This window comes from Agrobacterium rosae, from assembly GCF_002915175.1.
Taxonomy (GTDB): domain Bacteria; phylum Pseudomonadota; class Alphaproteobacteria; order Rhizobiales; family Rhizobiaceae; genus Agrobacterium; species Agrobacterium rosae.
The window spans coordinates 124116-141986 of the sequence record NZ_NXEJ01000007.1 but is presented as its reverse complement, the minus strand read 5'-3'; the positions used below and the strand labels follow the sequence as shown (position 1 = coordinate 141986).

17 protein-coding genes are annotated in these 17871 nt (G+C 56.7%); 4 read left to right on the top strand and 13 right to left on the bottom strand.

Going from position 1 to position 17871, the window contains the following annotated elements; all coding sequences use genetic code 11:
- Positions 1 to 79: 79 nt before the first annotated feature.
- Together CPJ18_RS15090 and rpiA are read right to left on the bottom strand one after the other, a co-directional pair.
- On the bottom strand, positions 80 to 682 hold the full coding sequence (locus tag CPJ18_RS15090) for a DUF2059 domain-containing protein (protein WP_103659226.1): 603 nt from the start codon (positions 680 to 682) through the stop codon (positions 80 to 82).
- A 17-nt stretch (positions 683 to 699) separates the two neighbouring features.
- On the bottom strand, positions 700 to 1398 hold the full coding sequence (gene rpiA, locus CPJ18_RS15085) for a ribose-5-phosphate isomerase RpiA (RefSeq protein WP_103659225.1): 699 nt from the start codon (positions 1396 to 1398) through the stop codon (positions 700 to 702).
- A 191-nt stretch (positions 1399 to 1589) separates the two neighbouring features.
- Here rpiA and gph point away from each other — a divergent pair, with 191 nt between their 5' ends.
- Positions 1590 to 2291, top strand: a complete 702-nt coding sequence (gene gph / locus CPJ18_RS15080; RefSeq protein ID WP_103659224.1) for a phosphoglycolate phosphatase — start codon at positions 1590 to 1592, stop codon at positions 2289 to 2291.
- Between the two features lie 178 nt (positions 2292 to 2469).
- Here the strand turns inward: gph and rpsD are convergent, their stop codons facing one another.
- Entirely contained in the window at positions 2470 to 3087 is a 618-nt protein-coding gene (gene rpsD / locus CPJ18_RS15075; protein ID WP_067643402.1) for a 30S ribosomal protein S4, read from the bottom strand.
- A 450-nt stretch (positions 3088 to 3537) separates the two neighbouring features.
- Here rpsD and CPJ18_RS15070 point away from each other — a divergent pair, with 450 nt between their 5' ends.
- Positions 3538 to 4521, top strand: a complete 984-nt coding sequence (locus CPJ18_RS15070) for a TerC family protein (protein ID WP_103659223.1) — start codon at positions 3538 to 3540, stop codon at positions 4519 to 4521.
- 37 nt (positions 4522 to 4558) lie between these two features.
- Here CPJ18_RS15070 and CPJ18_RS15065 read toward each other — a convergent pair whose 3' ends face one another.
- The 8 genes from CPJ18_RS15065 to CPJ18_RS15030 all read right to left on the bottom strand — a co-directional run bounded on the left by CPJ18_RS15065 (position 4559) and on the right by CPJ18_RS15030 (position 11292).
- Positions 4559 to 6079, bottom strand: coding sequence for a helicase HerA domain-containing protein (locus CPJ18_RS15065; protein WP_167397917.1), 1521 nt, complete (start codon positions 6077 to 6079; stop codon positions 4559 to 4561).
- A 125-nt stretch (positions 6080 to 6204) separates the two neighbouring features.
- Entirely contained in the window at positions 6205 to 7092 is an 888-nt protein-coding gene (locus CPJ18_RS15060) for an EamA family transporter (RefSeq protein ID WP_103659222.1), read from the bottom strand.
- A 43-nt stretch (positions 7093 to 7135) separates the two neighbouring features.
- Entirely contained in the window at positions 7136 to 7768 is a 633-nt protein-coding gene (locus tag CPJ18_RS15055) for a LysE family translocator (RefSeq protein WP_077106731.1), read from the bottom strand.
- Positions 7769 to 7849: 81 nt separating this feature from the next.
- Positions 7850 to 8365: a GNAT family N-acetyltransferase gene (locus CPJ18_RS15050; RefSeq protein ID WP_103659221.1), complete on the bottom strand. Its 516-nt coding sequence runs from the start codon at positions 8363 to 8365 to the stop codon at positions 7850 to 7852.
- Between the two features lie 73 nt (positions 8366 to 8438).
- Complete coding sequence (locus tag CPJ18_RS15045; protein WP_103583959.1) at positions 8439 to 8675, bottom strand: DUF1127 domain-containing protein; 237 nt, start codon at positions 8673 to 8675, stop codon at positions 8439 to 8441.
- Between the two features lie 368 nt (positions 8676 to 9043).
- Positions 9044 to 9871 (bottom strand): glutamate racemase, encoded by an 828-nt coding sequence (murI, locus tag CPJ18_RS15040; RefSeq protein WP_103659220.1) that lies wholly within the window; start codon positions 9869 to 9871, stop codon positions 9044 to 9046.
- A complete protein-coding gene (locus tag CPJ18_RS15035; protein ID WP_103659329.1) occupies positions 9852 to 10682 on the bottom strand; it encodes an RNA methyltransferase in 831 nt (276 codons plus the stop codon). Before CPJ18_RS15035 ends, murI begins: the two co-directional genes overlap by 20 nt.
- Before the next feature lie 76 nt (positions 10683 to 10758).
- The gene (locus CPJ18_RS15030; protein ID WP_167397911.1) at positions 10759 to 11292 is read right to left on the bottom strand and encodes a hypothetical protein; all 534 of its coding nucleotides are present in this window, start codon (positions 11290 to 11292) and stop codon (positions 10759 to 10761) included.
- 212 nt (positions 11293 to 11504) lie between these two features.
- Here CPJ18_RS15030 and CPJ18_RS15025 point away from each other — a divergent pair, with 212 nt between their 5' ends.
- Both CPJ18_RS15025 and CPJ18_RS15020 read left to right on the top strand, forming a co-directional pair.
- On the top strand, positions 11505 to 12719 hold the full coding sequence (locus tag CPJ18_RS15025; RefSeq protein ID WP_077121094.1) for an NADP-dependent isocitrate dehydrogenase: 1215 nt from the start codon (positions 11505 to 11507) through the stop codon (positions 12717 to 12719).
- Positions 12720 to 12853: 134 nt separating this feature from the next.
- Positions 12854 to 13483, top strand: a complete 630-nt coding sequence (locus CPJ18_RS15020; RefSeq protein WP_103659327.1) for a glutathione S-transferase family protein — start codon at positions 12854 to 12856, stop codon at positions 13481 to 13483.
- 307 nt (positions 13484 to 13790) lie between these two features.
- On the opposite strand, the gene alaS is transcribed toward CPJ18_RS15020, so the two are convergent.
- Positions 13791 to 16454, bottom strand: coding sequence for an alanine--tRNA ligase (gene alaS, locus CPJ18_RS15015; protein WP_103659219.1), 2664 nt, complete (start codon positions 16452 to 16454; stop codon positions 13791 to 13793).
- A 192-nt stretch (positions 16455 to 16646) separates the two neighbouring features.
- The gene (gene recA, locus CPJ18_RS15010; protein ID WP_045230325.1) at positions 16647 to 17735 is read right to left on the bottom strand and encodes a recombinase RecA; all 1089 of its coding nucleotides are present in this window, start codon (positions 17733 to 17735) and stop codon (positions 16647 to 16649) included.
- Between the last annotated feature and the right edge of the window lie 136 nt (positions 17736 to 17871).

Below are 17871 nucleotides of genomic sequence, written 5' to 3'. Positions count from 1 at the left end.
ATATAGGTGTTGCGCCGCATAAATGAAAAGCCCGGAGTTTAATCCGGGCTTTGAATAATTCTGAAGCTAGATCAAAAGATCAGGGCTTGGGCTTTGCAGCAGGTGCAGGTGCAGGCGCTGCGGATGCACCCGGTGCACCACCGACGTTGGAATTGTTGGCTGGAAGCGGCTGAAGATCAGCACCGGCAACCTTCTGAAGCTCGGCCATGCTGGACGTGTTGAGATCGCGGTTGATGCCAGCGGCCCAGATATCGGCAGCCTTCATCAGTTCGCGGGTCGCAATCGGGCCATCCTTCAGCAACTTCTTGCCTGCTTCGCTGCCGTAGAAAGCGGAGATCGCCTTCAACTCGTCCAGCGAGAAAGCGCGCGCATAGGTCAGGGCAGCTTCACGCTCCAGATCGGCGCGGCGTGGAGCAAGTTCCAGCGCCTTCGTATCGACGGTCGCGGTGATCGCGTCCTGAACGTTCGGCGAAGCCTGAATAAGTTCGGCCTTCAAACGTTCTGCGAGACCCGGCAGAATGTCATCGAAACGGTCAGTCACACCCAGCGTACCGATAGCCTGCTTTGCAGCAGCGATATGCTCTTCCGAGATTTCCTGTGCGCGAACGGCAGTGCCGAATACGATACCGGAAATGAGGATCGAAGCAGCGGCAGCTTTGCCTAGTCCCGCAAGTTTGATCATGAAATCTCTCGCTCCTGTTATATTTTCGCCTGCATTACGCGGGCGCCATCAGGCCCGGCGATAATGGCAAGCGATGCCAGATTAATGAAAAGTCCGTGCTCGACAACACCGGGTATGGTGTTCAGCTCGCGTGCCAGTGCTTCTGCATCAGGAATACGGCCAAAAGATGCGTCGAAAATGAGGTGTCCACCGTCCGTTTTGAAGGGACCGTCTTCCAGAGAACGCAGCTTCAAATCGCCCGAAAGGCCCAGCTTTGCTGCCAGTTTTTCGATTGCGATGCAGGTTGCGACCTGGCCGAAAATGTTGATCTCGATAGGCAGAGGGAACGCGCCAAGCGTTTCCACGACCTTGGTCTGATCCGCGATCACAATGACGCGAGACGAAGCAGCCGCGACTATTTTTTCGCGCAACAAAGCACCGCCGCCGCCTTTGATGAGACGCAGGCCGTGGTCGACCTCGTCTGCACCATCGATGGTCAAATCAAGTTCCGGCAACTCGTCCAGCGACTTCAGTGGAACGCCCAGCTCAACGCACAGACGTGCGGTGCGCTCTGACGTCGGAACGCCCTGAACTCTGAGACCAGCCGATACTTTTTCCGCGAGAAGCCTGACGAATTCCTCTGCTGTGGAACCCGTACCAATACCGAGACGCATTCCGTCTTCGACATAGGACAACGCCGCTTCTGCGGCCTTGATCTTCATTTGGCGGGCATCCATTCGGCTGCAAACTCCGGTGTGCTAACTCGATAAGCGCGTCGATCCGGCTTTCGGACCCCATGCTGGCGTGCTGTTTACACGGGTCGAATAGCAAACGGAAGCCCTTTCGAATAGCGACAAGCAACCGTCCAAAGGTTTCGTTGCAAAAGCCCGCGCCTTTGCTTAGCCTTGACGGACATAGTCAGTTCATCATGAGGCATTCCTTGACATCTCCCCTCGTCATATTCGATCTCGACGGCACACTGGTCGACACCGCCCCCGATCTCATCGACAGCCTGAATTACGCCATTGCCGCAGCCGATCTTGCACCGACGACCTATGCAGACCTCAAGCATCTGGTCGGTCATGGCGCGCGCGTAATGATCAAGCGGGCTTTCGCCTTGCGCAACAAGGAGCTTTCCGACGCCGATCTGGAGCCGCTGTACGAGCGCTTTCTCGCCCATTACCTCGAACAGATGCCTGGGCAGAGCATACCCTACCCCGGCATCATATCGGCGCTCGACAGATTGACCGCAGCCGGTTTCACACTGGCTGTCTGCACCAACAAGACAACGGTTCTGGCAATTCCACTGCTGGAGAAACTCGGCCTCAGCCACCATTTCGCAGCGGTTACCTGTGGCGATACGTTCGAGTGGCGCAAACCCGATGCCCGCCACATTACCGGCACAATCGAGAAGGCAGGCGGCGACATCGCCAAAAGCGTGATGGTCGGCGACAGCCTGAACGACATCGCTTCCGCCAAGAATGCCGACATTCCATCCGTTGGCGTCACGTTCGGTTATACGGATGTGCCCATGGCTGAGCTTGGACCTGATGTGGTGATCGACAGCTATGACAAGCTGGATGCCGCGCTGATCGATCGGTTGATAGCCAAGCGGGTGGCTGCGGGTTGACAGAGCGCAACCTCTATTTCGTCATCCTAGGGCTTGTCCATAGGATCTAACGAACCCCAACATTCAACGTGTTTAGATCCTAGGGACAAGCCCTAGGATGACGTTGAGTAAAACGCGAAATCTACAAACAAAAAAGCCGCCCCGAAAGGCGGCTTTTTCAATGGATGCTACAGGCAGATTAACGCGAGTAGAACTCGACCACGAGGTGTGGTTCCATGACGACGGCGTATGGCACGTCAGCAAGAGCAGGAACGCGAACAAATGTCGCGACCATCTTGTTGTGGTCAACTTCGACGTAGTCAGGAACGTCACGCTCTGCGAGAGCAACGGCTTCGAGAACGGTTACGAGCTGCTTGGACTTCTGACGAACTTCAACAACGTCGCCTGGCTTGCAGCGGTAAGAACCGATGTTGACGCGAACGCCGTTAACCGTGACGTGGCCATGGTTGACGAACTGGCGAGCAGCGAAAACGGTCGGAACGAACTTTGCGCGGTATACGATCGCGTCCAGACGGGACTCGAGCAGACCGATCAGGTTCTCGGAAGTGTCACCCTTGCGACGGTTTGCTTCGTCGTAGGTTGCGCGGAACTGCTTTTCACGGACTTCACCGTAATAGCCCTTGAGCTTCTGCTTGGCGCGCAGCTGCGTGCCGAAGTCGCTCATTTTGCCCTTGCGGCGCTGACCGTGCTGGCCTGGGCCGTATTCGCGGCGGTTTACTGGGGACTTAGGACGACCCCAGATATTTTCGCCCATGCGGCGGTCAATTTTATACTTAGACGATTCGCGCTTGCTCATCGTATTTCCTTTCAGAACGTTACACCGGTTTGTTGCCAAACCGGATCAAGGAAACACGCCCTCCTCTGAGATCCCGTTTTAGGACCTCTGACAGGTTTCTCACATTTGCGTACGGAGAAGCCACGGGACATGTCGGTGATGTCGATTGCCGAACGTCGTTCAAGAACCACAGGGCAACCAACTAAATACACCGAGCATTGCTGCCCGGTGTTGAGCGGCTTCTAGACACATCTCACAAATTTGTCAAACACGCCTATCTCATTTTTTATCGCTATCACCCTTGAAATGCAGTTGCGCCACATTATTTCCCGTCCGTGATCAGAACTCGGGCCCCTCTGGCGTATTACCGGACAATACGCGATGTCGAGTTTTTAAAGGTTGGGGCCACGTTTATTTCTGTCATGCGTTCCCCATCCGTAAAGCCAACCTCGTCCGGCCAAAGGTTGACTCATGGAATTCCTCTTTTCGGATTTTCTCGGCACGCCCACATGGATGTGGGCCGTCTTCATTTCCCTCGTACTGGGTCTTCTGGCCCTCGACTTGGGTGTTCTCCATAAAAACTCCAAGGAAATCGGCATTCGCGAAAGCATGCTGATGTCCACATTCTATATCGGTATCGGCTTGGCCTTCGGTGGCTGGATTTGGTACCAGTCCGGCCAGCAATCGGCGATGGAATACGTCACCGGCTTCGTGGTCGAAAAAAGCCTGGCGATGGACAACATCTTCATCATCGCCATGATCTTCTCCTATTTCGCCATTCCCCGCCAGTACCAGCACCGTGTGCTGCTCTGGGGTATTCTGGGCGTGATCATTCTGCGTGGCATCATGATCGCAGCAGGAGCAGCGATCGTCGAAAACTTCCACTGGGTACTTTATATCTTTGCAGCGTTTCTGGTCTTCACCGGCCTCAAGATGCTGTTTTCGTCGGACCATGATGAAAACGATATCGGCAACAACAAAATATTGAAGTTCCTGCGCCGTCACCTGCCAGTGACCAATGCGCTGCATGGCGAAAAATTCATCGTCAAGGAAGTCGACGAGAAAACTGGTAAACTGAAGACCTTCGTCACGCCGCTCTTCCTGGCGCTGATCATGGTGGAAATTGCCGACCTTATCTTCGCGGTCGATTCGATCCCGGCGATCTTTGCGATCACCACGGACCCGTTCATCGTCTACACGTCGAACATCTTCGCGATCCTTGGCCTGCGTGCGCTCTACTTTGCACTGGCTGCCCTGATCCACCGCTTTGCGTATCTGAAATATGCGCTGGCTGCGGTTCTGGTCTTCGTCGGCTCGAAAATCTTTCTGGCGGATATGCTGGGCATCGCGAAAATACCGCCTGCCGTCTCACTGGGTGTTACGGTTGCCATCTTGGTGACGGGTGTTGTGGGTTCGCTGGTTGCCACGCGTAAGGAACCGAAAGCGATAGAGTAAGGTCATATGTGGAGGCGGCGAAAGCCGCCTTCATGCATTACTCAGCCGCCAGCTTAGCAACATCATCAGCCGCATCCGCATCGCCGGGTGCGGTTTTGGCGTCCAGATCAGGAAACGCTACGATGCGCTTGCCGGAGAAATCTGCGTGGACGACCACGAGTTCTTTCTCCTCGAAGTAGCCAAGCAACATGCGCGCGCGACGGGCGGAATGCGTGCCATAAGCGCGAGCGATACGCGCGTCAGACGGGCAAGGTTCCTCTTTAAGCGCGGATTTGACCAGTAGAAGGAAAACACCCTGCAAATCGTCGGAGACGTTCTTTGAAAGCTCCAGTGCTTTCTGCCAGTCCTCGCTTGCCGCCACTTCCACATCCACGCCCGAGCGGGTGATCGCCACCTGACGCCGGAATTCAGAAAGCGCCATCGGCGTACCGGGAATGCGGCGCATGCGGGCGCGCACCAGAAACTCCTGATAGAGCACGGCATCGGTGCGATAGGCCGATTGCGGGTCATCCATGATTTCTGAAAGTACGGCCGAAATCTTCTCGGTCCGCTCTTCCGGTGACATATCCGGCTGGCTGCTGCGCTGCGGCTGTTGTTGCGGCTCCGGCCCACCGATAGCCGGCGTGGAGCGCGAAAGCTCCGCCAGAATATCCGTGGTTGGACGCGGTGCAGGCGGCGTGCGGCGCACGGGGCCACGGGTAAACTCTTCAGGGTCGGGCGTGAAGATCAGGTCTTCCACGTCCTGCGGCGAATCGGGCAGCGGCATCAGCTTCGGCGAAGACGAGCGTGCCGATGTTTCCACCGCACCGATGATAATCGGTAACGGGCGGCGAGACAGCGCCGGTCCAAGTGCCACGAAGTTGCCGCGCTGAAGATCGCGGAACATTTCCGCCTGACGGCGGTCCATGCCCAAGAGATCTGCCGCGCGCGCCATATCGATGTCGAGGAAAGTGCGGCCCATCAGAAAGTTGGATGCTTCAGCGGCGACGTTCTTGGCAAGCTTTGCCAGACGCTGCGTGGCGATGACGCCAGCCAGACCGCGCTTTCGGCCACGGCACATCAGGTTGGTCATGGCACCCAGCGACATCTTGCGGGCGTCTTCCGTCACCTCGCCCGCCACGGATGGCGCAAACATCTGCGCTTCGTCCACGACGACGAGAACCGGATACCAGAACTCTCTGTCAGCATCGAACAGGCCGTTGAGGAAAGCGGCGGCGGCGCGCATCTGCTGCTCCACATCGAGACCCTCAAGCGTCAGAACGCATGAGACCCGATGCTGCCTGATACGGTTGGCGATGCCCGCGAGTTCACCTTCGGTGCGCTCTCCATCGACAACCACGTGGCCGAATTTATCGGCCAGCGTAACGAAATCGCCTTCGGGATCGATGATGACCTGTTGGACCCACGGTGCGGATTGTTCCAGCAAGCGACGCAGCAGATGTGATTTACCAGAACCGGAATTGCCCTGCACCAGCAGACGCGTGGCAAGCAATTCCTCTATATCGAGCTTGGCCGCCTGCCCGCCCGATAGAGTTCCCATGTCGATACCGACCTGCAATGTCAAAGCTTCCCTGCACTGTGAATGGATATGGCCGATTCTCCGAGAAGACGGCGAACACGTCCTTTAGCAAAATTTTCGGTCATTTCCCTGCCTGATAAAGACAATGCACAGGGAATTGAACATTACGAACGCGCAGACCGGAAACCCGCAAAGGAAATGCGCCTGCCAAAGACGTTGAGCGCCAGACCTGCAACGACAAGGCTGCTGCCAATGACTTCAAACAGCGTTATTTCCTCATTGAAAGCGAAGTAAGCGCCCAAAAACCCGACGATCGGCACCAGCAGCGAAAAAGGTGCGACCGTTCCCGCCGGATAGCGGGACAGCAGATAGCTCCAGATGCCAGCGCCGACGATGGTTGCGCCGTAGGCCATGTAGATCACCACCATCACTGTCATCGGCGACGCAAGGGTAAGCCCGTCTGCGATGGCTTGAGGGTCTTCTAGCACCAACGACAGGATGACAAGCGGCAGCACCGGCACGAGGCTAGTCCAAGCGATGAAGGACACGGCATTGACGCGCCCGACCTTGCGATTGACTATATTGCCGATGGCCCAGCTGAACGCTGCGCCCACGCACATCAGAAGCGGCACCATAGCGGTAATGTTCAAGCGCTCAAGACCAATGACGGCCAGGCCGCCGAAGGCAACGGCGGCACCTGCAATATGAGATTTCAGCGGGATTTCACCCAGCAGCGTTACCGCCAGTGCCATGGTGAAAAACGCTTGCGACTGCATGACCAGCGACGCCAACCCGGCGGGCAACCCCCACTTGATGGCAGTGTACAAAAGCCCGAACTGCGCGCAGCCCATGACCATGCCGTAGACGATCATGTGTTTCCACGGCACCTTGGGACGCGGCAGAAAGAAGATCAGTGGAACAGCGGCAAAGAAGTACCGCAACGCCGTCAGAAACAAGGGCGGCATATCCATGACGCCAACCTTGATGACAACGAAATTGAAGCCCCACAAAAACACAGTAATGAGGGCGAGAAAGATGTGCGGCACTGCCATTTTGTTTTTATCCAATAGGATGCCACACAGGTTTGCGGCGGTCTTAACCGGCGGCGCGCTTCCAACCCATGGTCAACAGGCCAGCCCCGATCAACAGACTGCCGCCTGTACGGTTGACGATGCGCTGGACTTTTGGCTTGCGAATGGAATTGCGGGCCGCACTTGCCAGCAACCCATAAAGGGCCGCGTTGCAGGTGGCAAGCACAAGGAACGTCACTTCGAAGATCATCACCTGCGGCCAGAATGGCAGCGATGGCGTCAAAAACTGCGGCAGGAAGGCCACGAAGAAGATGATGCTCTTGGGGTTCAAGGCCGTGACGATATAGGTGTGCAGGAAGATTTTAAGCGGCCGTTCCTTGGCCGTAGCATTTTCTGGAGCTCCCTCGCCGCCCGCCGGCGCACGCCACAACTTGATACCGAGATAAATCAGATAGGCGGCACCAACCCATTTGAGCACCGTGAACAGAGCCGCCGATGTTGCCAGTAGCGCGCCCAGCCCCAGCATGGACGCCGTCATCGCGGTAAAATCGCCCAGCGCCACACCAGCAACCGTCGCCGAACTCGCCTTGCGGCCATGGCCGAGCGCATAGGAGATAACCAGCAGGATCGTCGGCCCGGGAATGGCGAGCATAACAGCGGATGCGGCCACGAAGGCCAGCCAGTTTTCAATCGGCATGATGATATCCCCTTGTGATGATAATGCGGAGCAAGCCACCAAGTCGAAAGCATGTCAATCGATGCGGTCAACCTTAGGCCGTCACTGCCCGGTGGGCGGATTGAGAACCACCGCCATCAGCACCTCATCGTAATAGGTTTGCCCGATTTTCAACGCCCGCCGTTCAAATCCATACTGCTCGAACCCCATCTTGATATAGAGTTTGTGGGCGGCAATATTCGATGCTCCGACGATGATGGTCACCTCTTCAACAAGCGGCTTGGCATAGTCCAGTGCGTGTTTGATGAGAGCAGCACCGATGCCCGAGCCGCGCGTCTCTGGTCGCACATACATGCCCCAGATCGCACCTTTATGTCTGGTCTTCGAGGCCGTCGAGATGCGAAGGCCCACGGCTCCCACCAAAGCATTCGTATCGGTGCGGCGAGCGCCAAAAACGTTTCCCTGGTCGAGGCGTTGAGCGAAATCATTGACCGACAACACGGCCTCATCTTCAAACGAAGCTCCGAAGGCTTCCGGATGAGCAACCAAGCCTTCCAGACGAAGGTCGCGATAGTCGTTAGCGTCTGAGGCAGACAATTTGTGTATGGAAATCTGCATAGATAATCTCAAAACTTCGGCTTCATCACTTGAAAGCCTCCCCGGCAGAATGACTGCCGAGGAGGCGATCCCCTCAAAAGCGTGGGACCCAGGGGGGTATCAACGGCTTTTCAGACCGATATTTGCTGACTGGAAGGCCGATGTCACGCAACATGTGATCCGACAGGTGCGAGACATGCACTCTTGCCTGCCGGTGTTTCCAGGCAACGACCAGCATGGCTTTGAATGTCGTCCATACACCGAAGTGCTGGAACAGATCATCAACTGCTTTCGAAACATCATTTACACGCAAAGATTGTTCATGAGACATAGGAAATCCGTCCTGGCGCGATCAAGCGACCAGGTCCTTTCGTGATGGAAAAGACGCGCAAAAGCGACGGACGCGCAGATATGCGACGACAGAGGCGTTTGCGACGAGTTAGTGTGTGAAATGCCTATAGGCAGAGAAAAGGCCGGATTGACAGACCTTTATCGGTAGGATGGTACAATAATTCCGGTAAGGACCGGTACCATCTTACGTGCTGCGCCAGAAAGGCGTGTATGCATAAATGTAGTCATTAGACGCCTCCTGATGTTTGAGTTGCGAGCTTGAGTTTTGTGCCACAGCTTTTTTCGCAAAACAAGAGGTTCAATCTCGAATTGCAACCGATATTCAAGAATAATGCAGAAATACAACACTCACGGTGCTGGAGCGGCGATTCTCAAACCGAAGCCTTGCATCAGGCGTCGCGTGTTGAAATCCGGCTGGCCGGATGTGAAAATCGCGATGTCGAAACCATCCGGGTGCTCCACACCCTCGACCAACTCGACCTTTCGCCGCGCCTGCCGGGCAATCGCCTCTGCCGGGTCCAGCCAATCCACCGGCCATGGCGCAAGGCGGCGGAAGACATTTGCCATGAAGGGATAGTGCGTACAGGCCAGCACGACGATATCCGTGCGCCGGCCCGCCTCCTCGATAAAGCAGGGCGAAATTTCCGCCAGAACGGCCTCATCGGAAATCGGCTCGCCTCTGATCCACGCTTCCGCCATGCGCGCAAGGTTCTCAGACCCCACAAGGCGCACATGGCATTGCGAGGCGAAGGACTGGATGAGATCACGCGTATAGGCACGCTTGACAGTGCCGGGCGTGGCCAGAACCGAGACGAGGCCGGAACGGGTGCGCTCCGCCGCCGGCTTGATGGCGGGAACGGTGCCCACAAACGTCATATCTGGAAACTCTGCCCGCAAAGCCGCACCTGCCAGCGTAAAGGCCGTATTGCAGGCAACAATGCAGATTTCTGGATTATGGGTCTCGATCAACCGTGCGAACAGCGAAAGAAGCCGCTCCGTCAGCGCGCTTTCTTCCCACCCGCCATAGGGAAAGCCAGCATCATCGGCGACGTAGATAAAGCTCCGCTCGGGCATCAGTACCCTCGCCTCACGCAGAACGGTCAAACCACCGATGCCGCTATCGAGAAGAAGCACCGGTTTGAGTGTGTCTACGGAATCACGCGTTATCGCCGTCATCTTCCTTCGTGCTCCCCTCGGCATAAGGACCATTACTGCCACGCGGCGTCTGCCGACCGTATTTGTCGAAGGTACCGAACACGCCGCGCAATACACTGATTTCCTGCGACGTCAGCGCTCGGCGCGACAGAACGGCTCGCAGGTTCTCGATCATGCGCTGCTTCTTGCCTTCTGGGCGGAAGTAGCCCCGCGCGTCCAACGCCTCTTCCAACTGGTCGAACAGCCCATAAAGCTGTTCCTTCGTTGCCTGTTGCTGCTCCAGAGGCTCAAACAAGGTTTCGCTCAAATCCTCGATGCTGGACTTCATCCACTCATAGGACATCAGCAGCACGGCTTGCGCAATATTGAGCGAGGCAAAGGCCGGGTTGACCGGAAAGGTTACGATCTCGTCAGCCAGCGCCACCTCTTCATTGGTCAGGCCCCAACGTTCGCGACCAAAGAGGATGCCGGTCTTTTCGCCGGATTTGAATTTTGTCCGCAGGGTTTCGGCTGCAACGACAGGCGCACGCACCGGCTTGAAACCGTAACGTTCTCGCGCCGTCGTCGCATAGGTAAATTGCAGATCGGCGGTCGCTTCTTCGATCGTGTCAAAAACCCGCGTGCGATCGATGACATGATCGGCCTTCGATGCGGCAGAGCGCGCCTTCTCGCTTGGCCAGCCATCCCGCGGGTTGACCAGCCGAAGCTCGGCCAGGCCGAAATTGGCCATGGCACGCGCCACCATGCCGATGTTTTCACCGAGTTGAGGTTCGACCAAAATGATCGCCGGGCCTTCCGCCAAAAGCTGAAGCTCGCTGTTCGTGCCTGCCATATTCGCCTTCCGATTTTTAGGCTTCACTGGCATAGATTTCAGGACAAATCAAAGGCACGCGCAGCGGATGACCGCATTATTCGCCCTTGATGATGTTTGCCATTTCCTGAAGCAGCGAATCCCTGCCCTCGTCACCCACACGGTGGATGTCGTTGATGACAGGCTTGCCGTCTTCTTCAACAACGTCGAAATTCACCTGATCGACCGTCGCCTTCATTTCGGCCTCATCCATGCAGGCCCAAAGTTTGAACTTCACGGTGACGTCAGTCACGCCGTCCTTAGGCGGTGCAGGTGCGATGGTAACGTCCTGCAACGGGCAGCCATCCTGCGAATTGGTGACCACATCATAGCCGAAGGGATCGCCCTTATCGCTGTTTTCAACATCAGAGGCCGGTTTCTTGGAAGCTTCCCGGTACTGCGTCACAAACTGCTTGCTGAATAACGTCGTCAGCAAATCCTCATCGAAAATGTACTTCCAGTCATCCGCCTCGCCCGACCAGTTCTTGACGGTGATATCCATCACCTTCTTGACCGGTTCTGTCGGGTCTGCCGCAAAGGCGTTGCAGGAAAAAAGAAGAGTAGCGGCGGTGGCGAGCAGAAATTTCCGCATGATGATGTCCCGAAGCAGAGCTGACCGATTGAAGCGATTCGCCAGACTTTAGTTCGCCGTTGGGTTTTGGCAATGCGCTTCCAGTTGTTTTAGAAAGACCAAAAAAGCATGTGCATGGCTTTGCGTTGCGCGCTCACGATGCTATAGCGCCACGGGATATTTTCTGCATATCGCGCCCTCCCGGCGCAATCGTTCTCGAAGGTGAGGAATTCATGACAAAGATCAAGGTAGCCAATCCGGTCGTCGATCTCGACGGCGACGAAATGACCCGTATCATCTGGCAGCTCATCAAGGACAAGCTGATCCTGCCATACCTCGATCTCGATATCGAATATTACGATCTTTCCGTTGAAAACCGCGATGCTACCAACGACCAGGTAACGGTCGATGCGGCTCACGCCATCAAGAAGCATGGCGTCGGTATCAAGTGCGCGACGATCACGCCAGACGAAGATCGCGTCAAGGAATTCAACCTCAAGCAGATGTGGAAGAGCCCGAACGGCACAATCCGCAACATTCTCGGCGGCGTTATTTTCCGCGAGCCAATCATCTGCAAGAACGTGCCGCGCCTCGTTCCAGGCTGGACAAAGCCCATCGTTGTCGGTCGTCACGCTTTCGGTGACCAGTACAAGGCAACCGATTTCAAGTTCCCAGGCAAGGGCAAGCTGACGATCAAGTTCGTTGGTGAAGACGGCCAGGTCATCGAGAAGGACGTGTTCGACGCGCCCGGCGCTGGCGTTGCCATGGCCATGTACAACCTTGATGAGTCGATCCGCGAATTCGCCCGCGCATCCATGAACTACGGCCTGATGCGCAAGTGGCCGGTTTACCTGTCCACCAAGAACACCATCCTCAAGGCTTACGACGGTCGCTTCAAGGACATCTTCGAAGAAATCTATCAGGCTGAATTCAAGGCGAAGTTCGACGAAGTCGGCATCACCTATGAGCACCGCCTGATCGACGACATGGTTGCCTCTGCGCTGAAGTGGTCCGGTGGTTACGTCTGGGCGTGCAAGAACTACGATGGCGACGTGCAGTCCGATACGGTTGCGCAGGGCTTCGGCTCGCTCGGTCTGATGACCTCGGTTCTTCTGTCGCCAGATGGCCGCACGGTTGAAGCCGAAGCTGCGCACGGCACGGTGACACGTCACTACCGCCAGCACCAGAAGGGTCAGGAAACCTCGACCAACTCCATCGCATCGATCTTCGCCTGGAGCCGTGGCCTCGCCCACCGCGCCAAGCTGGACGACAATGCGGAACTGGCACGCTTCGCCTCTACGCTGGAAACCGTCTGCGTCGACACCGTCGAAGCCGGTTACATGACCAAGGATCTGGCGCTGCTCATCGGCCCGGACCAGCCTTGGCTCTCCACAACGGCGTTCCTCGACAAGATCGATGAAAACCTCAAGAAGGCCATGGCTGCCTAATCTGCGACCTTCACAACTGACCACAGAAACCCGGCCTTCGTGCCGGGTTTTCTTTTGGCCTAATGGCCTCTGTCTTGATTACGTCGCAGACGCAATGCAATTTCGAAATCAGAAAATCAGAGGGAGAAGGCATCATGAGCGAACTGACATTCTACACCAACCCCATGTCGCGCGGACGCATCGTGCGCTGGATGCTGGAGGAAGTGGGCGCGACCTACGAAACGCACTATCTTGGCTACGACAGCGCTGGCATGAAGTCAGAATTCTACAAGGCTATTAACCCGATGGGCAAAGTACCGGCCATCAAACACGGTGATACAGTGGTGACGGAATGCGCAGCCATCTGCGCCTACCTTGCAGACGCATTCCCGCAGGCCAATCTCGCCCCGCCGATCACGGATCGCGGCACCTATTACCGCTGGTTTTTCTATGCCGCTGGACCGCTGGAAATGGCCGTGACCACCAAAGCCATGGGCTTTGAAATCGGCCCGGACAAACAGCGCATGGCAGGCTGCGGCGCGTATAGCGATGTCATGGACACGCTGGAACACGCACTCAACGCCAACCGTTATATTGCGGGAGACCAGTTTACGGCAGCTGACGTCTACATCGGCTCACAAATCAGCTTTGGTCTACGTTTCGGCTCAATCGAAAAACGCCAGCGTTTCGTGGATTATCTCGCCGATGTCCAAGATCGTCCAGCCTGCAAGCGCGCAACGCAGCTGGATGACGACGCTGTGAAGGCACAGCAGGCGGTGGTTTAAGTCACCACGATCGGAATGTGCAACACTTTGGTTATGACTGAAGTCGATACCTATCCAACGTCACCCTGGGGCTTGTCCCAACGACTGTCTGACGAGACGCTTCCTCTTCTCGTCGCCCCGGACTTGATCCGGGGTCCAGTAGACGCGCGTCTGCGCGGCTAAAAGAGGTCTTTCAGACCAAGGACTTGGTCTGACTGGATTCCGGCTCAAGGCCGGAATGACGGAGGGAGGTGTGATGCTGGCTCATCTCCATCGTCATTGCGGCACTTTGCATGACATGAAGTGCTTTCCCAGCACTCCCGTCAACTCAACCGGCCAACGCAGCTGCAACCGCCTCAATAGCCGCATCGGCCTTATCACCATCCGGGCCACCGGCCTGCGCCATGTCAGGGCGACCGCCGCCGCCCTTGCCGCCGAGAGCAGCGGATGCGGTGCGGACGAGATCGACGGCGCTGAAGCGAGCCGTCAGGTCTTCGGTTACGGCAGAGACGGCACTGGCCTTGCCATCGTCGGACACGGCGATCAGTAGGACCACGCCGGAACCGAGGCTGGTCTTGGCTTCGTCGGCAAGGCCCTTGAGGTCTTTCGCATCGATACCCGACATGGATCTGGCGAGGAACTTCACGCCGCCAATGTCTTTCACATCGCCAGCAGAGCCATCTGACGAACCGCCACCCATGGCGAGCTTGCGGCGGGCGTCTGCCAGTTCGCGTTCCAGCTTCTTGCGTTCATCCATCAGGCTTTCAACGCGGGTCAGGACCTCGGAGGGCTGAACCTTGAGCGAAGATGCCAGCGCCTTGACGCGTTCGTCCTGCTCGGCAAGGTAAGCAAGTGCGCCCGGACCGGTAACGGCTTCGATACGTCGCACGCCCGCGCTCACGGCGCTATCGCCGAGAACCCGCACGAGACCGATCTGACCAGTGGCCGCAACATGCGTGCCGCCGCAAAGCTCGACAGAGTAAGGCCGGTTGGCTTTGGCACCGTGAATGCCTGTGCCCATCGATACAACACGAACTTCATCACCGTATTTTTCGCCAAACAGCGCCATCGCACCTTCGGCAATGGCGTCATCGACGCTCATCAGGCGAGTGACGACAGGCGAGTTCTGGAGGATAATTTCGTTGGCCATGTCTTCGACAATCTTCAACTCCTCAGCCGACATGGGCTTGGGGTGAGAAACGTCGAAACGCAGGCGCTCTGGAGCCACCAGCGAACCCTTCTGCGCAACGTGTGTGCCGAGAACTTCACGCAGCGCTTCATGCAGCAGGTGCGTGGCTGAGTGATTGGCGCGCAGGCGCGAGCGTCTGTTGTGATCGACAGTGAGTTGCACTTCGTCGCCGACCTTGATGCCACCCTTGGAGACGGAGCCGATATGCGCAAACAGGCCCTCGCCCTTCTTGTGCGTATCAGTCACCGTAAAGGTGCCCTCGTCGGACGCGATGATACCGGTATCGCCCATCTGGCCACCGGATTCGCCGTAGAACGGTGTCTGGTTGACGACGAGCTGGACGGTTTCGCCGTCAGCAGCGCTCTCCACCGACTTGCCGTCCTTGACGATGGCCAGAACCATGCCTTCGGCGGTCTCGGTATCGTAGCCCAGAAACTCGGTTGCGCCGTGCTTTTCCTTGAGTTCGAACCAAACGGTTTCGGTTGCCTTGTCGCCGGAGCCGGTCCAATGCGAACGGGCCTCGGCCTTCTGGCGCTCCATCGCGTCGGTGAAGCCTGCAACATCCACGCCGATTTCGCGGGCGCGCAGCGCGTCCTGCGTCAGATCGAGCGGGAAGCCGTAGGTGTCGTGGAGCTTGAATGCCGTTTCGCCATCCAGCATATCGCCCTTGTGGAGCGTGGATGTCGCATCCGAAAGCAGCGTCAAACCACGGGCCAGCGTCTTGCGGAAACGGGTTTCTTCCAGCTTCAGCGTTTCGGAAATCAACGCTTCGGCACGCACGAGTTCCGGATAGGCACGACCCATCTGCTGAACGAGTGCCGGCAGCAGCTTCCAGATCAACGGCTCGCGTGAACCCAGCAATTCGGCATGGCGCATGGCACGGCGCATGATGCGGCGCAGAACGTAGCCGCGACCTTCATTGGACGGCAAAACGCCATCGGCAATGAGGAAGGCAGAAGAGCGCAGATGGTCGGCGATGATGCGATGGCTTGCGCGGTTCGCACCTTCCGCCGGAACGCCGGTGGCTTCGACGGATGCGGAAATCAGCGCGCGGAACAGGTCGGTGTCGTAATTGTCGTGCTTGCCCTGAAGCAGCGCGGAAATACGCTCCAGTCCCATGCCCGTATCGATGGAAGGGCGCGGCAGATCTACGCGCTGCTCCTTCGTCACCTGCTCATACTGCATGAAGACGAGGTTCCAGATTTCGATGAAGCGGTCACCATCTTCATCAGCAGAGCCCGGAGGTCCGCCCCATATGTGATCACCGTGGTCGTAAAAGATTTCCGAACAGGGGCCGCAAGGACCGGTATCGCCCATCGCCCAGAAATTGTCGCTGGTCGGAATGCGGATGATACGATCATCGGAGAAACCGGCGATCTTCTTCCACAGGTTAAAGGCTTCGTCGTCGGTGTGGTACACAGTCACCAGCAGCCGGTTCTTGTCGATACCGAACTCCTTGGTGATCAGGTTCCAGGCGTGGGTGATCGCCTCTTCCTTGAAGTAGTCACCGAAGGAGAAGTTACCAAGCATTTCGAAGAAGGTGTGGTGACGGGCGGTGTAGCCGACATTGTCGAGGTCGTTATGCTTGCCGCCGGCGCGGACGCATTTCTGCGAAGACGCAGCCGTGGAATAAGGACGGCTTTCGAGCCCGGTAAAAACGTTCTTGAACTGAACCATGCCAGCATTGGTGAACATCAGCGTCGGGTCGTTGCGTGGCACGAGCGGGCTGGATGGCACGATCTCGTGACCGTTCTTCTTGAAGTAGTCGAGGAAGGTCGACCGGATCTCGTTTACACCGCTCATAAGAAGTCCTTCATTTCCACGCGATCACGCGGCCATAGCATAAAAAACACTGGCTTTTATCGTCCGACACCCTGCCTGTCCAGCCAAAGAGGGCAGGGTTACAACACAAATAAAGGCCGCGCGATACAATCGCACGACCTTTGATCTTCAAACGCTCAAATATTGCCTGACTTTACGTTCGGCAAAGACAGATCATGCGTCGGGATCAACACCATCAGCGTCCGCTTCAGGTCCACCATTCTGGAGGAACTTTTCAGCAATCAGTCCGGCGTTCTGGCGCAGCGCCAGTTCGATCTCTTCCGCCACAGCCGGGTTTTCCTTGAGGAAGGTTTTCGCGTTTTCACGCCCCTGCCCCAGACGCTGGCTCTTGTAGGAGAACCACGCACCGGCCTTTTCGACCAGACCGGCCTTCACGCCCAGATCCACCAACTCGCCGGTTTTGGAAACGCCTTCGCCATACATGATGTCGAATTCGACCTGCTTGAAGGGAGGTGCCATCTTGTTCTTGACGACCTTGACGCGTGTCTGGTTACCGACGACTTCTTCGCGATCCTTGACCGCCCCGATACGGCGGATGTCGAGGCGAACAGAAGCGTAGAACTTCAGCGCGTTGCCGCCTGTCGTCACTTCCGGCGAACCGTAGGAGATGCCGATCTTCATACGGATCTGGTTGATGAAGATCACCATGGTCTTCGACTTGGAAATCGATGCCGTCAGCTTGCGCAGCGCCTGGCTCATCAAGCGAGCCTGAAGACCCGGAAGGCTGTCGCCCATCTCGCCTTCAATTTCCGCACGTGGCGTCAGGGCCGCGACGGAGTCGATGACGAGAACATCAACGGCACCGGAACGCACCAGCGTATCGGTGATTTCAAGCGCCTGTTCACCCGTGTCCGGCTGCGAAATCAGCAGGTTATGGAGATCCACGCCGAGCTTGCGGGCATAGACCGGATCGAGCGCATGTTCGGCATCCACGAAGGCGCAAATGCCGCCCTTTTTCTGCGCTTCCGCAATCGTCTGCAAAGCGAGCGTTGTCTTACCGGAGCTTTCAGGTCCATAAATTTCAATGATACGGCCCTTGGGCAGACCGCCAATACCAAGTGCGACATCGAGGCTGAGCGACCCCGTAGAAATGGTCTCGACCTCAACGATACTTTCATTGGAACCGAGCTTCATGATCGATCCCTTGCCGAACGAACGTTCGATCTGGGAAAGCGCCGCTTCCAGTGCCTTGCTTTTATCCACTGCTTTGTCCTCTACAAGACGCAAAGAATTTTGTGCCATCTGGAAACCACCTTTAGGTTATTGAAGCCGCACAGGCAATGAAGCTCTCTATGACCGTTTTGTACTTTATTTGTTCTCATGTCACAAGCCGGTATCATCACATTGAAAACAAATATGGATAAGTCCTTTGTTCTAC

What these genes read in the sequence shown, in the direction of transcription:
- CPJ18_RS15050 (WP_103659221.1), bottom strand. Translation starts at nt 8,365, where the DNA reads ATGCAGATTTCCATACACAAATTGTCTGCCTCAGACGCTAACGACTAT.
- recA (WP_045230325.1), bottom strand. Translation starts at nt 17,735, where the DNA reads ATGGCACAAAATTCTTTGCGTCTTGTAGAGGACAAAGCAGTGGATAAA.
- gph (WP_103659224.1), top strand. Translation starts at nt 1,590, where the DNA reads ATGAGGCATTCCTTGACATCTCCCCTCGTCATATTCGATCTCGACGGC.
- CPJ18_RS15020 (WP_103659327.1), top strand. Translation starts at nt 12,854, where the DNA reads ATGAGCGAACTGACATTCTACACCAACCCCATGTCGCGCGGACGCATC.
- CPJ18_RS15090 (WP_103659226.1), bottom strand. Translation starts at nt 682, where the DNA reads ATGATCAAACTTGCGGGACTAGGCAAAGCTGCCGCTGCTTCGATCCTC.
- CPJ18_RS15055 (WP_077106731.1), bottom strand. Translation starts at nt 7,768, where the DNA reads ATGCCGATTGAAAACTGGCTGGCCTTCGTGGCCGCATCCGCTGTTATG.
- rpiA (WP_103659225.1), bottom strand. Translation starts at nt 1,398, where the DNA reads ATGGATGCCCGCCAAATGAAGATCAAGGCCGCAGAAGCGGCGTTGTCC.
- rpsD (WP_067643402.1), bottom strand. Translation starts at nt 3,087, where the DNA reads ATGAGCAAGCGCGAATCGTCTAAGTATAAAATTGACCGCCGCATGGGC.
- CPJ18_RS15045 (WP_103583959.1), bottom strand. Translation starts at nt 8,675, where the DNA reads ATGTCTCATGAACAATCTTTGCGTGTAAATGATGTTTCGAAAGCAGTT.
- alaS (WP_103659219.1), bottom strand. Translation starts at nt 16,454, where the DNA reads ATGAGCGGTGTAAACGAGATCCGGTCGACCTTCCTCGACTACTTCAAG.
- murI (WP_103659220.1), bottom strand. Translation starts at nt 9,871, where the DNA reads ATGACGGCGATAACGCGTGATTCCGTAGACACACTCAAACCGGTGCTT.
- CPJ18_RS15025 (WP_077121094.1), top strand. Translation starts at nt 11,505, where the DNA reads ATGACAAAGATCAAGGTAGCCAATCCGGTCGTCGATCTCGACGGCGAC.
- CPJ18_RS15060 (WP_103659222.1), bottom strand. Translation starts at nt 7,092, where the DNA reads ATGGCAGTGCCGCACATCTTTCTCGCCCTCATTACTGTGTTTTTGTGG.
- CPJ18_RS15030 (WP_167397911.1), bottom strand. Translation starts at nt 11,292, where the DNA reads ATGCGGAAATTTCTGCTCGCCACCGCCGCTACTCTTCTTTTTTCCTGC.
- CPJ18_RS15070 (WP_103659223.1), top strand. Translation starts at nt 3,538, where the DNA reads ATGGAATTCCTCTTTTCGGATTTTCTCGGCACGCCCACATGGATGTGG.
- CPJ18_RS15035 (WP_103659329.1), bottom strand. Translation starts at nt 10,682, where the DNA reads ATGGCAGGCACGAACAGCGAGCTTCAGCTTTTGGCGGAAGGCCCGGCG.